Source organism: Methyloligella sp. GL2 (genome assembly GCF_013341275.1).
GTDB lineage: Bacteria > Pseudomonadota > Alphaproteobacteria > Rhizobiales > Methyloligellaceae > Methyloligella.
The window spans coordinates 1,198,621-1,211,665 of record NZ_CP054476.1; the positions used below are offsets into that span (position 1 = coordinate 1,198,621).

The following is a 13,045-nucleotide window of genomic DNA, read 5'->3' on the forward strand; positions in this document are numbered from 1 at the left end:
GACGAGTGTGGGGACCATGAGGAAAGCAATCGGAAGGGCAGCGGTGCCGGGGCAGACGCAGCCGAGTTCGGCACCCGGAGCGGATGAGAACGATCCGAACGCCGCGAAAGGGACCGAGGGGCAAGACGGCGCGCAAGGCGAAAGTGCGCAAGGCGAGCCCGCGGGCGAGGCCGAGCAGCATGGCGATATCGCCAGCCTGCTGGAACATCTGACCAAGGAAGTGCGCGCCTGGGATGACAATCTCTGGGCCGATGCACCGGTAGATGAGGAGAGCGGGGGCGAAGACCGGCACACGCCTTATGAAGATGAGAGGCTGGAGCCGGAGCCAGTTTCGGAGCGGGCGATATCGCTCTTCGCGCCTGCGCCGGACGATGGAAAACGCGACGCGAAATTCTGCGTGGATGGGGACGCGGCCAAGGACGCAAAGCCGCAAGGGTTCACACGGCATATTACCAAATGGCGGGTGATCAAATCCGCCGTGGCGCTGGCTGCGCTGATTGCGCTTGGCTGGGAGCCGCTGGAGCGTCTGGTGCAGGTCACCAGCGCCGAGGCGACGGTCAATGCGCGGCTGATCACCTTGCGCTCGCCGATTGACGGCAAGCTGGTGCTGTCGCACGGACCGATGCAGGTGGGCTCGGAGGTCACCGCCGACGAGCTGCTCGCCAAGGTCGAGAACCCGCGGGCCGACCGCAGCCGGCTGAACGATCTTCGCCGCAACCTCGCCGATCTGAAGTTCGATGTCGCGAGTCTTGCGACCCGCATCGAACAGTTGGAGAGCCATCGCGACGAGCTGAAGGTGCAGCGCGATGCCTTCCAGGATGGGCGCGTCAAGCAGCTTGAAGCCGAAGCGGAGGAGTACAGCTCCGATATCATTTCGGCGGAAGCGGCGCATAAGGAGGCGTCTATCGCCCTGCAACGCGCCAAGAAGCTGCGCGAGCGCGGCTATCAGACCGAGGCGGTGCTCGACGAAGCGGTGCGCGACGAGCAGATGGCTTCCTCCAAGGTCAATTCGCTGAAGCACAAGCTGACCGGCACGAAGGTCGAGCTGGAGGCCGCCAAGAAAGGGCTCTTCGTCGGCGACAGCTATAACGATATCCCGCGCACTGCGCAGCGGGTCGACGAGATTACGGCCGAGCTGGTCGGGCTGAAGGCCGATCTCAGCGCCAAGCGCGGGCGCATGCAAATGCTGCGAAGCGAGCTCGCCCTCGAGCAGAAGCATTACGATGATATGGCCTCGGCCGATATCGCGGTGCCGGTGGGTGGGCGCGTCTGGGAGGTGCTGACCGCCAATCACGAAGTGGTCAGCCACGGACAGCCGCTGTTCAAGGTGCTGGATTGTGCCGGTGCGCTGGTGACGGCGTCGGTGAGCGAAGCCACCTATAACGAGCTGAAGCTCGGCCAGGATACGAGCTTCTATCTGCGCGGCGGTTCGGCGGCACTGCCCGGCCGGGTGGTGGCGCTGAACGGCTTGGCGGATGTGTCGTCCAACCTTGCGCTGGGGCAGGGCATCTTCAAGAGCGAGCCCTATCACGTGGCCGTGGCGGTGCCGGGGCTCGCCGATCAGCCGGATTGTTACTTCGGCCGCACCGGCAAGGTAACCTTCGACACCGCTTCGCCTGGCCAGGTGATGGCAGCGACCCAGCCATGACTTTCGCATCGGGGACGACGTATTGGGAGGCGCTGGTTCCGGGCCTCCTGATCGTCCTGCTTGCCGTCACGGTGTTGCCTTGGGTCAACCGGCGGAACGATCTGGCGCGGACTGTGGCGATCGCGGTCTGCCTGTTCTTCACCTGGCGCTACATGATCTGGCGGGTGACCGACACTTTGCCGGCAATGGGGCTGACGGCGGACTTCATCACCGGGGTGATCTTCACCGCGGTGGAGTTTGCGGCGGTGTTCGGCGGCTCGCTGTCGCTGATCTTCCTGACGCGGACGCTGAACCGCAGCAAAGAAGTCGAGGCCAATCTGCCGTGGCTCAAGGCGCAATCGGAGCAGCCGCTCGTCGATGTGCTGATCTGCACCGCGAACGAGGACCTTCCCATTCTGGAGCGCACCATTATCGGCGCGCTTTCAATCGATTATTCCAATTACCGTCTATGGGTTTGCGACGATGGGCGGCGCCCCTGGCTGCAGGCGCTATGCGAGGAGTTCGGCTGCGGCTACATCATCCGACCCGACAATACCGACGCAAAAGCGGGCAATATCAACAACGCGCTGAAGCATCTGGGAACGCTCGAGGAGACGCCGGATTTCGTCTGCATTCTGGATGCGGATTTCGTGCCGAAGCGGGATCTGCTGACCCGCACCGTCGCGCTGACCAAGGTGAGCGATGTCGGCGTGGTGCAGACGCCGCAGCATTTCTACAATCCCGATCCGATCCAGACCAATCTGTCGCTGACCCGGGTGTGGCCCGACGAGCAGCGCTATTTCTTCGATGTGGTGCTGCCGTCGAAAGATGCCTGGGGCGGGGCGTTCTGCTGCGGCACCTCCTCGCTGATCCGCTATGCGCCGTTGGCGAAGATCGGCGGCATGCCGACGGATTCGGTGACGGAAGATTATCTGCTCTCCTTGCGCTTACGGGAGATCGGGTTCCGCACCGTCTATCTCAATGAGATCCTGTCGCTGGGCCTCGCGCCGGAGGGGCTGAAGGATTATATCGGCCAGCGCAGCCGCTGGGCGCTCGGCTTCATTCAGATCTGCCGCAGCAGCAGCGGGCCGCTCCGCCTCAACAATGGACTCCCCTTCGTCGACCGGGTGATGCTTGTGGAGACCTGGCTGCATTGGTCTGCGAGCTATTTATGCCGCTTGCTCGGGCTGATCGTGCCGGCGCTGTATCTGCTTCTCAACGTGCAGGCAATCTTCGCCAATGTCGCCGATGCGGTGTCTTACGTGTTCCCGCATTTCGCTGCGCAGATCGCGGTGACGATCTGGATCTCGCGGGGACGGCTGCTGCCGATACTCTCCGATTTGAGCCAAGTGCTTTGCGCCGATGCCATCGTGAAATCGGTGGCCATCGGCTTGTTCGGCGGCAAGCAGCAGAAATTCAAGGTGACGGCCAAGGGATACGACCGCAGCAGCCGGGTGGTCCAGTGGCCGCTGCTGCGCGCCTTTCTGTTCTACCTTGGCTTCACCTTCGCCGGCATCTTGTGGGCTTTCGTGCTGAATGACAGCCGGTCGCTGGCTGATGCCGCCGGCATGGCGCTGTTCTGGAGCTGGTACAACATCCTGATTCTGGTCTTGGCCTGTCTGGTGACGGTGGAAGCCTCGCAGCGGCGCAGGGGCGAGCGCTTCAAGGCGGATGGGATGGCCCAGGTGATCGTCGGGGATCGGGGCTTCGACTATCCGGCACACGATATCTCGGTGAGCGGTATGCGGCTGAATGGGCCGATGCCGGCACCTGTCGGCACCAAGGTGAAGATTCGCTACGAGGATCTGGCGCTGGAGGCGCATATCGCCGTCGATTACGACAACGCCTTCGCCGTGCAGTTCGCCACCTCGCCGGGGGCGCGGATTGCGCTGATCCGGCATATCTATTGCGGCCGGTTTCACCTGCATGTCCGGGATATTCGCCCGGCTGCCGTTGCCGGCGCGCTCGCCTCGCGGCTGCTGCGCTGAGGTCTGCTCGCTCCTCCGCGCGAGGCTCTTCATTGACGGTGTCTCGCCTTGCCAAGTTTTCCTTGCGGTCGTGCTTGGAGTTTCTGTCTGCCGCGGCGGCTACCTTCTGATAGGATGGTTTAAGGGGCGGCGACAGACAGCCCCGCAAAAGCGAGGAAACGCAATGATCAGAAGCTTTGTGATTTCGGCCGCCATGGTCGCGGCGATGCTGGGCAGCACGGCGGCACTCGCCGCCACCGAAGGCGAATACGACAATCTCTGCGCTATGGGTTTGGTGCTCAACCAAGAAGTCCATACCGATTGCTCGGTGAACGAGACCATCAACGGCAAGACCTATTGCTTCGGCAATGAGAAAGCCCGCGACATCTTCATGAAGAACGCGGACAAGAATCTGGAGCGGGCCGAGGCGGCCTATTCCAAGATGAAGCAGTAGGGCTCACTCCCGATATCCGCTGTTCGGAAAACAAAAAGGGGCGCTTCCATCGGGAGGCGCCCCTTTTTTATGCCAGTTTCCGCGTAGGCGGCTTAGGTGCCGCTCGGCTCCGAATGGGCCTCGAACACCGTCTCGTCGGTGTCGGTCATCTTCACGGTGAGGACGTTCTCCTCGCCACGGCCGAAAGTGAAGCGGAAGTTCGGATTGGTGGAGATCGCCGATCCGGCCCGCATGTTGAAGACCAGCTCGCCGTCGCGTTTCACATCGGCGTTGTAGATGAAGCGGGCAGCGATGAAGTCGCCGGTGTTCGGGTTGATCTGCAAGCCGCTGAAATTCGGATGTTTCAGCATCACCATGCCCTCCCAGATCGGGGTGGAGGGAAGCGCCGGCTCGAAGGTCTTGACGATCATCTTGCCGAGCCCGTCGGTGAGGGTGGTCGGGTCCTTGGCGTTCATCGCGGCGCAGCCGCCGGCGGCGGCGATGAACTTGGTGGTCATGTGAAGCTTGCCGTCCTCCGTCTCCACCACTGCCCGGATATGGGAGAAGGTGTCGATGCGGGCGCGGGTGGTGAAGCGGCGTTCGCCGCCGGTGCCGGCGGCCGGGCCGAAGGTCAGCTTGGCGAGAACCGGCATCGGATTCTTGTCGATGACGATGGTCAGAGACTTGATCGGCTCCTTCACCTCCGGCGGCACGCGCACGGTGATCGGCACTAGGGCGGCGTCCTGCACCACCTGGGGCGTATCGAGAATGACGACGCCGTCCTCCTCGATCACGTCGCGATTGTCGAAGACGGTGCGCTTGAGGCCGGGCCAATCGTCGATATCGGCCTTGGCCGGCGCGGGCAGGGCGGCGATGGCGGCAAGCGCGAAGGCACCGCACAAGAGCGCGCTCGCCCCGCGCTTCAGACCGGCGAGACTTACGCTAGGGCTGCTTGTTTTTGCATGCAGCATGATGAGGGTCCTCCCTTAGGTCTCTACTTTTAAGTGTAACACAGCTCGCTTTGCTCTTTATTCCCATTCGAGCTCGGCATAGGCGGCACTGACATTCCTTGCGTTGTAGTCGTCGAACAGCTTCCAAGCATGCTCCTGGCGGTATCCTGCGATCTTGGTCGCCTCGCCTAAGGGCAGGTTATCTTTGATCAATTTACGGACGTCGTCGGCGACGGTCTGGAGATATAGCTGCTCAGGCTTGAGTGCGCCGGGAAGCTGCATGGCATGAGGGCCGTGGCCGGGGACGACGCGGGCGGCTTTGCGTTTTTCGAAATCGTCGAGCAGGGCAAGCCATCCGGTGATGGAGCCGTCCAGGGTTGGGATGTGCACCGAGAAGAGAAGGTCGCCGAGGAACAGCGTATCGGTGCCGGTATCGGTGACGATCAGGTCGTTATTGGTGTGTGCGGTGGCTTGCGGCTCCAGGATCAGCGCGCGGCCGCCGAGATCGAGCTCAGTCTTCTTCTCCACGCCAAGATCGGGAAGGATCACCTCGCTGCCTTGAAAGGCCGGACCGATCATCCGCTCATTGGCGGTGAGATAGGCATCGGTGCGGACTTGCAGCGCGTTCTTCAGATTGTGATGGCCGACGAAGGTCGGGGCGTCCTGCTTGAAGGCGACATTGCCGAACACATGGTCGGGATGCATGTGGGTGTTGATCACGTAGCGGATCGGTTTCGACGTCACATCCGCGATGGATTTGCGCAAGGCTTCGCCGCAGATCGCGCTGCAGGAGGTATCGATCACCGCCACCGCCTCGTCGCCGACCACGAAGGCGCAATTGGCCATGTCGCCCATATTCTCCGGCGACTGCATGGCGTATTGCCCCTGATGCACGAAGACGCCGGGGGCGATCTCCTGCACCGCCATGTCGGGCTTGGCCTCTGGTTCGTCCTTGGCGAAGGCCGGGACGGAGCGGAGCAGCGGCAGAAAGGCAAGGGCGCCGAGCCCGCGCAGGAAGCTCTGCCGGGTGATCGGCCGCTGTTGTTGCGCGTGCGCGTCAAGCGGCGCATCCGGGACGGCGAGATTTGCGCGCGCCAAGCAAGACGGGCATTGGATCTTGCCGCAGCTATCCTCCCGCATCGGCATTTCCTCCATAAATAGGCTCTGATGGCCTGGGCCGGTCTTGCTGCCAGCCTCTCAAATCAGCATGGCACGGGGCGGGGAGGTTTGTCTACCTACCAGATGGTAGGGTGTGCGGCCTGAATGCTTCCTTGGGCAGTGCCGGATGCCCGTGCCGGCGCGCTTCTCTGTTTCCGATTGCCTACTGCCCGACGGGCGAGATCACCGGGTGAGACTGCATCTTGCATTCCCAGGCGCCCACGGCCGGATATTCGGCAAGGTCGGGGCGCTGTTCCAGGAACTGCATGGCGGCGATATAGCCGGCATGGCCGCGGCAGGCGGCGGCGGTCATGGTGCCGGTGATCCATTGCATGGGCAGGGGCACATCGATGCAGCCCAGCTCCTCATACATCGCCTGGCGTTCCTCGTGGGTGAGGGGTACTTCGTCGTCGTAGATCTTGCCCTGGTTGGTGGGCTCCAGCGGAATTTCGGCGGCGTGGCAGGCCTTGACGATCATGGAGAGATAGCGCGGATCGTCGGGCGACGGCGCGTTGGGGTCGGGCTTGCCGGCGCGCTGGCCGTCCGCCGGGGCGGCGCTGCAGACGCCGGCTATGGCGAAAACCATAACGATCGCCGCCAATAGGCTGCGTAGCATGACAATCCTCCAAATCCTTGCCCAGCTGAGCGCGGCATCAAGACCGCCCAAACCGGCACGATCTATGCTAGGCTAAATTTGCGCAGATCGAAAATGGTTCTAAACAGCGATCACGCTGTTTTGTATTGCCGATGCTTCGAGCAAAAGCCGTTAAACACCAAAGAGTTGAGGTGTTTTCTTTCGGTCTGTGGCTTAACCGATAAAGGAATTGGGATGACTAGCCATAAGTTCAAGGTTGGCGAGAAAGTTCAATTGGCTCGCGATCCGTTCAACCGCAACCCGGGTGTTTACGAGGTGCTGGCGCTGCTGCCGCAGGAGCATCAGGGATGGCAATACCGGATCCAGGATCCGACCAGCAAGCAGCAGCGCGTGGTGATCGAAAGCCGCCTCAGCGAGGTGGAGCCCCGCTAGGCTGCGAGGCCGGCACGGAATGCCGGCCGCTCATCTGCAAGTGAGGCAGGCTGGTTTTACGACCGCCGAACGCGCTTCTTCGGAGCCTCCTCAGACGCCGCCGTTTCGGCGGCCTCCTTGGCAAGACGCAACGCGCGCAGCCGCGCGGTTTTCTCCTGGAGCGCATCGCGCTCCTGCTCCTGCTCGGTTTTGACCTCCGCTTCCCGCCGCCTGGTGCGGGCAAGCTGGAGCTCGGCACGCCGTCTGGCAGCAGAGATTTGATCGTTCAATGGTCTTCCTCGCTGGCTTATCAGGCCCTGATTTCGGCCTGCCGGGCGCCGTTGTTCGAGCTGCCATGTGAACCACCATGGGACCCGCGACGTGCGCCGGAACGCGGCTTGCCGAATGCTGCAGGCTTCGACCGTCTACGACGGTTGCGTTTTGGGGCGGCGGGCTTCCCGTTGCCGCCATTGCGGTTGCCGGGTTTGCTGCGCCCTTCATCCTCCAGCGCCTCGGCCGATCCGGATGCAACCGGAACCTGACGGCGGATGAGTCGCTCGATCGCCCGCAACTGTGCGCGCTCACTATGATCGCAGAATGACACGGCAGCGCCGTCTGCGCCGGCGCGTGCGGTGCGGCCGATCCGGTGCACATAGCTTTCCGGCTCGTTGGGCAGCTCGTAATTGATCACATGGGAGACGGCCGAGATATCGATGCCGCGGGCGGCGATGTCGGTGGCGACGAGAACCCGGACCCGGCCGAATTTGAAGTCTTCCAGCGAGCGGATGCGGGCGTTCTGGGATTTGTTGCCGTGCAGGGCCTCCGCCGTCACATCGCCTTGGCGCAGATGCTTGCAGACCCGATCGGCACTGCGCTTGGTGCGGGTGAAGACGATGACCCGGTCCATGGCGTCGTCGCTCAGCAGCTCGCTGAGGAGCTGGCTCTTGCCGCGGCTGGAGATGAAATGCACATGCTGGTCGATCCGCTCGACGGCGACGGTCTTGGGCGCCACGTCGACGCGCTCGGGCCGGTCCAGAAGCTCTTGGGCGAGCTTGGCGATGGCCGGCGGCATGGTGGCGGAGAACAGCAGCGTCTGGCGGTCCTTGCCGCAGGCGGCGGCGATCTTCCGCACATCGCGGACGAAGCCCATGTCGAGCATGAGGTCGGCTTCGTCGAGCACCAGAATCTCGACGCTGTCCAGACGCAGATGATTCTGCTGATGGAGATCGAGCAGGCGGCCCGGCGTGGCGATGAGAATATCGACGCCGCGGGCCAAGGCCTTCACCTGAGGTCCTTGCTTGACGCCGCCGAAGATGGCGGTGGATTTGAGATGCAGATAGCGGCCATAGGCGCGGACGCGCTCATGGATCTGACGGGCAAGCTCGCGGGTCGGGGCGAGGATCAGAGCTTGCGGCGCCTTGGGCGCGCGCTTGCCCTGATAGCCGGCCAGCTTCTGCAGGATCGGCAGGGTGAAGGCCAAGGTCTTGCCGGTGCCGGTCTGGGCGATGCCGAGCAGATCGTGCCCCTCCAGCAGACGGGGAACCGCCTGAGCCTGAATCGGCGTGGGAGCGGTGTGGTTTTCCGCCTGCAATGCACGGCGGATCGGTTCGGCCAGGCCGAACTCGTCGAATGATTGAATCACGTTATGTCCTTGTGCGCCGAAGAGGCGGGTCCTTTGTCAAAGGGTCCGGGCCTACGGCTTTAACGCCAACACCTTCGCGCACGAGGGGCAGACGAATAAAATTTGCGGAAATTGTCTCGGGATGAAGCGCCGTTAACCGGCTATCCGCTTCGCGCGATCGCGAGCAATTAATGACGGGAAGATGGGCGCTTAGCGCGACTCTGTCAAGTTGAGACGTCTTGCGGCGTTAATGCCGGGGGGCGGGGAGTGTTGCACCCGGCCGCCGGATCACCTATGTGGCTCTCGCCGCGCCGAGTCTACGAGTCTAAAGGTCGGGGTGGACGCGATGCACGCCACGCTATCCGCCAGGCGGCGTGGCGTTCCACCCATCCCCCTAAAGTATCGCGTCCCCGCTAACCATCTAGGGTGCCATGCAGCCCGCCATCTCCGTTTCCGATCTCAGCAAAACCTACGGCTCCGGGTTCCAGGCGCTGAAACATGTCGATCTGGAAATCCAGTGCGGCGAGATTTTCGCGCTGCTGGGGCCGAACGGCGCCGGCAAGACCACCTTAATCAGCATCATCTGCGGACTGGTCAATCCGAGCTCGGGCCATGTCGCGGCGCTCGGCCACGACGTGATCACCGATTACCGCGCCGCGCGCCAGCTGATCGGCCTGGTGCCGCAAGAGCTGACCACCGAGGCCTTCGAGACGGTGTGGGATACGGTCACCTTCAGCCGCGGCCTGTTCGGGCTGGACAAGAACCGGGCCCATATCGAGCGCGTACTGCGCGATCTTTCGCTCTGGGACAAGCGCAATACCAAGATCATGGAGCTCTCCGGCGGTATGAAGCGCCGGGTGCTGATCGCCAAGGCGCTTAGCCACGAGCCGCAGATCCTGTTCCTCGACGAGCCGACGGCCGGCGTCGACGTGGAGCTGCGCAAGGCGATGTGGGAGGTGGTCCGCTCGCTCCGGGAGAAGGGCGTCACCATCATCCTCACCACCCATTACATCGAAGAGGCCGAGGAGATGGCCGACCGCATCGGGGTGATCAACAAGGGCGAGATCATCGTGGTGGAGGAGAAGGTCAAACTGATGCGCCAGTTCGGCCAGAAGCGGCTGGAGCTCTATCTGCAGGAGCCTTTGGATGAGGTGCCGGCGGCGCTCTCCAATTACCATCTGGAGCTTGCTGAGGACGGCAACACGCTGGTCTATCACTACGACATTCACAGCAAGCGGACCGGGATCACCGCGCTGCTGCAGGCGCTCGGCGAGGCCGGAGTCCGGTTCAAGGATCTGGATACCAAGCAAAGCTCGCTGGAAGAGATTTTCGTGAGCTTGGTGCAGGAACCGCAATGAGTGCCGCAATGAGTTTCGAATCGATCAAGGCGATCTATATCTTCGAGATGCGGCGTGCCGGGCGCACCTTGCTGCAGAGCATCATCTCGCCGGTGATCTCCACGGCGCTCTATTTCATCGTGTTCGGGGCGGCGATCGGCGGACGCATCGCCGAGGTCGACGGCATCAGCTACGGCGCCTTTATCGTGCCGGGTCTGGTGATGCTGTCGCTGCTGACCCAAAGCGTCAGCAACGCCTCGTTCGGCATCTTCTTCCCGCGCTTCGCCAAGACGATCTATGAAATCCTCTCCGCGCCGGTCTCCGCGGCCGAGATCGTGTTCGGCTATGTTGGCGCGGCGGCGAGCAAGTCGGTGATCTTGGGGCTGATCATTTTAGGCACGGCGGCGCTGTTCGTGCCGCTGCAGATCGACCATCCCTTCGTGATGATCCTGTTCCTGGTGCTGACGGCGGTGACGTTCAGCCTGCTCGGCTTCATCATCGGCATCTGGGCGGACGGGTTCGAGAAGCTGCAATTGGTGCCGCTTCTGATCATCACGCCGCTGACCTTCCTCGGCGGCACGTTCTATTCCATCGATATGCTGCCGCCGCTCTGGCAGAAGATCACGCTGCTGAACCCGGTGGTCTACCTGGTGAGCGGTTTCCGCTGGAGCTTCTACAGCGCATCCGATGTGAGCGTGTGGGTGAGCCTCGGCATGACGGCGGTGTTCATGCTCGTCTGCCTGGTCATCATCCATTGGATCTTCAAGACGGGCTACCGCATGAAGAGCTAGGCACGGACGATGTCTGGCTTATCCGGCTTTAGGAAGAGCTCGGGAGACCGGCGCGGCTGGTGCTGCGCTGAGGCCGGTTCTGAAGACCGGACAGCAGCTCGAAATCCTGTCCGCCGCCATGCGGGGTGGCGGCCACGAGCTCGTCCAGCGTGTGCTCGTCGAGAACGCTGATGAAGGCTTCCAGGGCTTCGCCCAAGAGACGGTTGATCAGCGCGGCGGGCTTGATGGCGCAGTCCTGCACGCCACCGCCGGCGCATTCGGCCTCGACATAGGTGGTCTCGGTCGCGCGGACGACATCGCCGATATGGATTTCGTCGGCCGGCTTGGCCAGCTGCAGCCCGCCGAGGCGGCCGCGCGTGGAGGTCAAAAAGCCGGCGCGCACCAGGATCGGAACGATCTTGGCGACGTTATATTCGGTGATTCCGTAGGTCTGCGCGATATCGCTGGTGCGGACGGATTTTCCCTTATTGCGTGCGCAATGGGTCAGAATCCGGATCGCGTAGCTTGTTTGCTTGGTCAGTCGCATATGATTTGCCTCACGGCCTTATAGCAAATTTCAGCGGGCGGAACAGCAAAAGTCGCAAGAGAGATAGCCAGGAATACGGCGAAACTTGCCATCAATTTCGGGGATGCCAAGCCCAAATCACGGTAAACCGCCTTATTCCGCCATGTGGGGATGGGAGGCCGGTTCGCCAAGGGGCCTGCATAACCTACGGTTGTTTCAATTCCAAGACGGGTAGGGTGCCATGGATGAGAGGCAGATGCCAACGCCGCATATATCGATCAGGTACTGCCAGCTTTGCGGCTGGCTTTTGCGGGCGAGCTGGACGGCGCAGGAGCTGCTGACCAGCTTTGCCGACGAGGTCGGCGCGGTGACGCTGATCCCGGACCGGACGGGCGGGGTGTTCGATATCCACGCCGACGGCGTGCTGGTCTATTCTCGTAGCAAGGAGGGGCGGTTTCCGGAGATGAAGGAGCTGAAGCAGCTGATCCGCGACCAGATCGCTCCGGAGCGGGATCTCGGCCATTCCGACCGGCCCTGATCTCCGTGCCGCTGATTTCCTTGCCCCTGATTTCCGTAGCCCTGGCCTCCGGGCGTTTGGCTGCTTATACCGGCGGGGAAGCCGGGCGCCGATTCCCCGGCCCGTCCGATTTTCTTGTGCTCTATAGGATCTTCCATGGCGAAACCCGTCACCGTCGAAATTCCCCATAATCTCGGGCGCGAGGAGGCGCGGCAGCGGTTGCAAAACGGCTTTGCCCAAGTGCGCAATTCCTACGGCGAGAGCTTCTCGGTGTTGCGGGACGATTGGAGCGGGGATCACCTGGATTTCGAGGCGAACCTGCTCGGCCAGAGCGCGAACGGTACGGTGGATGTGGCCGACGATCATGTCCGGCTCCAGGTGGCGCTGCCCTGGGTGCTGGCGCTGTTCGCCGAGAAGGCGAAGGACCTGATCCGCCAGGAAGGGCAGCTGATGCTGGAGAAGCCAGCGCCGACGGAGACGTAAGCTTCCGTAGCTTCCACCTCTCAGTCGATGGCGATGATTTCCACCTCGCCGGGACCGGCGGTGACCAGATCGCCGACGGATTTCCCCATCAGCCCCTGGGCCAGAGGCGACACGTAAGACAAGGTGCCCTTCGAGGGATCGGCCTCGTCCTCGCCGACGATGGTGAAGACCTGCTGGCGGCCATCCTCCCGCTCGATGGTGACCTTGCAGCCGAAACGCACCACGTCCTTCTCAGCCGGCGGCTCGGTTACCTGCGCGGCGGCGCGGCGTGCTTTCCAGTAACGGAGATCGCGATTGATCTTGGCAAGCAGGGGACGGTCGTCCGCGTCAAGAGCTGTGGCATGGGCCTCATGCAACGTCTCCAGCTCTTGCTCGATTAACTCAAGTCCTCTTGGCGTTACCAGGTTGTTCGAAGAAACGGGCTTATCGGGGAGATCGTCATAAACGTCTCCGCCTTCGTCTTCCTTGGTGAATGCTTTGCTCATTTTCGCAGTATAGCACAGGCTTATCGTGAATTTTCGCAGCGGGCGAAAATGGTGTTGTTTTGCACGAATTCTGAGCACTGGTGATAGTTTCGGCAATTGCTTTTAAAGCCTACAAAAAAGCTAGCATCGTTCCCAAGTAGAGCTATAGCTTTCGCGTAGGTCAAA

General features: G+C 62.3%; 15 protein-coding genes. 8 read left to right on the forward strand and 7 right to left on the reverse strand.

All coding sequences use genetic code 11. From position 1 onward, the window contains the following. Positions 1 to 43 precede the first annotated feature (43 nt). The 3 genes from HT051_RS05610 (at position 44) to HT051_RS05620 (ending at position 4,048) form a co-directional block, all read left to right on the forward strand. Complete coding sequence (locus HT051_RS05610; protein WP_174541126.1) at positions 44 to 1,648, forward strand: HlyD family secretion protein; 1,605 nt, start codon at positions 44 to 46, stop codon at positions 1,646 to 1,648. Then, positions 1,645 to 3,615 carry a glycosyltransferase family 2 protein gene (locus HT051_RS05615; RefSeq protein WP_174541127.1) on the forward strand — a complete coding sequence of 657 codons (1,971 nt, stop codon included), beginning with the start codon at positions 1,645 to 1,647 and terminating at the stop codon, positions 3,613 to 3,615. Before HT051_RS05610 ends, HT051_RS05615 begins: the two co-directional genes overlap by 4 nt. A 163-nt stretch (positions 3,616 to 3,778) precedes the next feature. Further along, positions 3,779 to 4,048, forward strand: coding sequence for a hypothetical protein (locus HT051_RS05620; RefSeq protein ID WP_174541128.1), 270 nt, complete (start codon positions 3,779 to 3,781; stop codon positions 4,046 to 4,048). A 92-nt stretch (positions 4,049 to 4,140) separates the two neighbouring features. Here the strand turns inward: HT051_RS05620 and HT051_RS05625 are convergent, their stop codons facing one another. The 3 genes from HT051_RS05625 to HT051_RS05635 all read right to left on the reverse strand — a co-directional run bounded on the left by HT051_RS05625 (position 4,141) and on the right by HT051_RS05635 (position 6,751). Next, entirely contained in the window at positions 4,141 to 4,998 is an 858-nt protein-coding gene (locus tag HT051_RS05625) for a quinoprotein dehydrogenase-associated SoxYZ-like carrier (protein ID WP_174541129.1), read from the reverse strand. A 57-nt stretch (positions 4,999 to 5,055) separates the two neighbouring features. Further along, on the reverse strand, positions 5,056 to 6,117 hold the full coding sequence (locus tag HT051_RS05630; RefSeq protein ID WP_174541130.1) for a quinoprotein relay system zinc metallohydrolase 2: 1,062 nt from the start codon (positions 6,115 to 6,117) through the stop codon (positions 5,056 to 5,058). A gap of 181 nt (positions 6,118 to 6,298) precedes the next feature. After that, on the reverse strand, positions 6,299 to 6,751 hold the full coding sequence (locus tag HT051_RS05635; RefSeq protein WP_174541131.1) for a hypothetical protein: 453 nt from the start codon (positions 6,749 to 6,751) through the stop codon (positions 6,299 to 6,301). A 213-nt stretch (positions 6,752 to 6,964) separates the two neighbouring features. On the opposite strand from HT051_RS05635, the gene HT051_RS05640 reads away from it, so the two are divergent. Further along, positions 6,965 to 7,162, forward strand: coding sequence for a hypothetical protein (locus tag HT051_RS05640; protein WP_174541132.1), 198 nt, complete (start codon positions 6,965 to 6,967; stop codon positions 7,160 to 7,162). Between the two features lie 56 nt (positions 7,163 to 7,218). Here HT051_RS05640 and HT051_RS05645 read toward each other — a convergent pair whose 3' ends face one another. Beyond that, positions 7,219 to 7,431, reverse strand: coding sequence for a hypothetical protein (locus tag HT051_RS05645; protein WP_174541133.1), 213 nt, complete (start codon positions 7,429 to 7,431; stop codon positions 7,219 to 7,221). 20 nt (positions 7,432 to 7,451) lie between these two features. Continuing rightward, positions 7,452 to 8,783, reverse strand: a complete 1,332-nt coding sequence (locus tag HT051_RS05650; protein WP_246810188.1) for a DEAD/DEAH box helicase — start codon at positions 8,781 to 8,783, stop codon at positions 7,452 to 7,454. A gap of 410 nt (positions 8,784 to 9,193) precedes the next feature. Between HT051_RS05650 and HT051_RS05655 the strand changes: the two genes are divergently transcribed. Continuing rightward, the gene (locus HT051_RS05655; protein WP_174541134.1) at positions 9,194 to 10,120 is read left to right on the forward strand and encodes an ABC transporter ATP-binding protein; all 927 of its coding nucleotides are present in this window, start codon (positions 9,194 to 9,196) and stop codon (positions 10,118 to 10,120) included. An 8-nt stretch (positions 10,121 to 10,128) separates the two neighbouring features. Then, positions 10,129 to 10,890: an ABC transporter permease gene (locus HT051_RS05660; protein ID WP_174541135.1), complete on the forward strand. Its 762-nt coding sequence runs from the start codon at positions 10,129 to 10,131 to the stop codon at positions 10,888 to 10,890. Between the two features lie 28 nt (positions 10,891 to 10,918). On the opposite strand, the gene HT051_RS05665 is transcribed toward HT051_RS05660, so the two are convergent. Further along, complete coding sequence (locus tag HT051_RS05665) at positions 10,919 to 11,416, reverse strand: Rrf2 family transcriptional regulator (protein ID WP_174541136.1); 498 nt, start codon at positions 11,414 to 11,416, stop codon at positions 10,919 to 10,921. A gap of 220 nt (positions 11,417 to 11,636) precedes the next feature. On the opposite strand from HT051_RS05665, the gene HT051_RS05670 reads away from it, so the two are divergent. Continuing rightward, positions 11,637 to 11,933 (forward strand): SelT/SelW/SelH family protein, encoded by a 297-nt coding sequence (locus HT051_RS05670; protein WP_208454393.1) that lies wholly within the window; start codon positions 11,637 to 11,639, stop codon positions 11,931 to 11,933. 135 nt (positions 11,934 to 12,068) lie between these two features. Next, the gene (locus HT051_RS05675; protein ID WP_174541137.1) at positions 12,069 to 12,395 is read left to right on the forward strand and encodes a polyhydroxyalkanoic acid system family protein; all 327 of its coding nucleotides are present in this window, start codon (positions 12,069 to 12,071) and stop codon (positions 12,393 to 12,395) included. A gap of 20 nt (positions 12,396 to 12,415) precedes the next feature. On the opposite strand, the gene greA is transcribed toward HT051_RS05675, so the two are convergent. Further along, positions 12,416 to 12,880, reverse strand: coding sequence for a transcription elongation factor GreA (gene greA, locus HT051_RS05680; RefSeq protein ID WP_174541138.1), 465 nt, complete (start codon positions 12,878 to 12,880; stop codon positions 12,416 to 12,418). Positions 12,881 to 13,045: the final 165 nt, after the last annotated feature.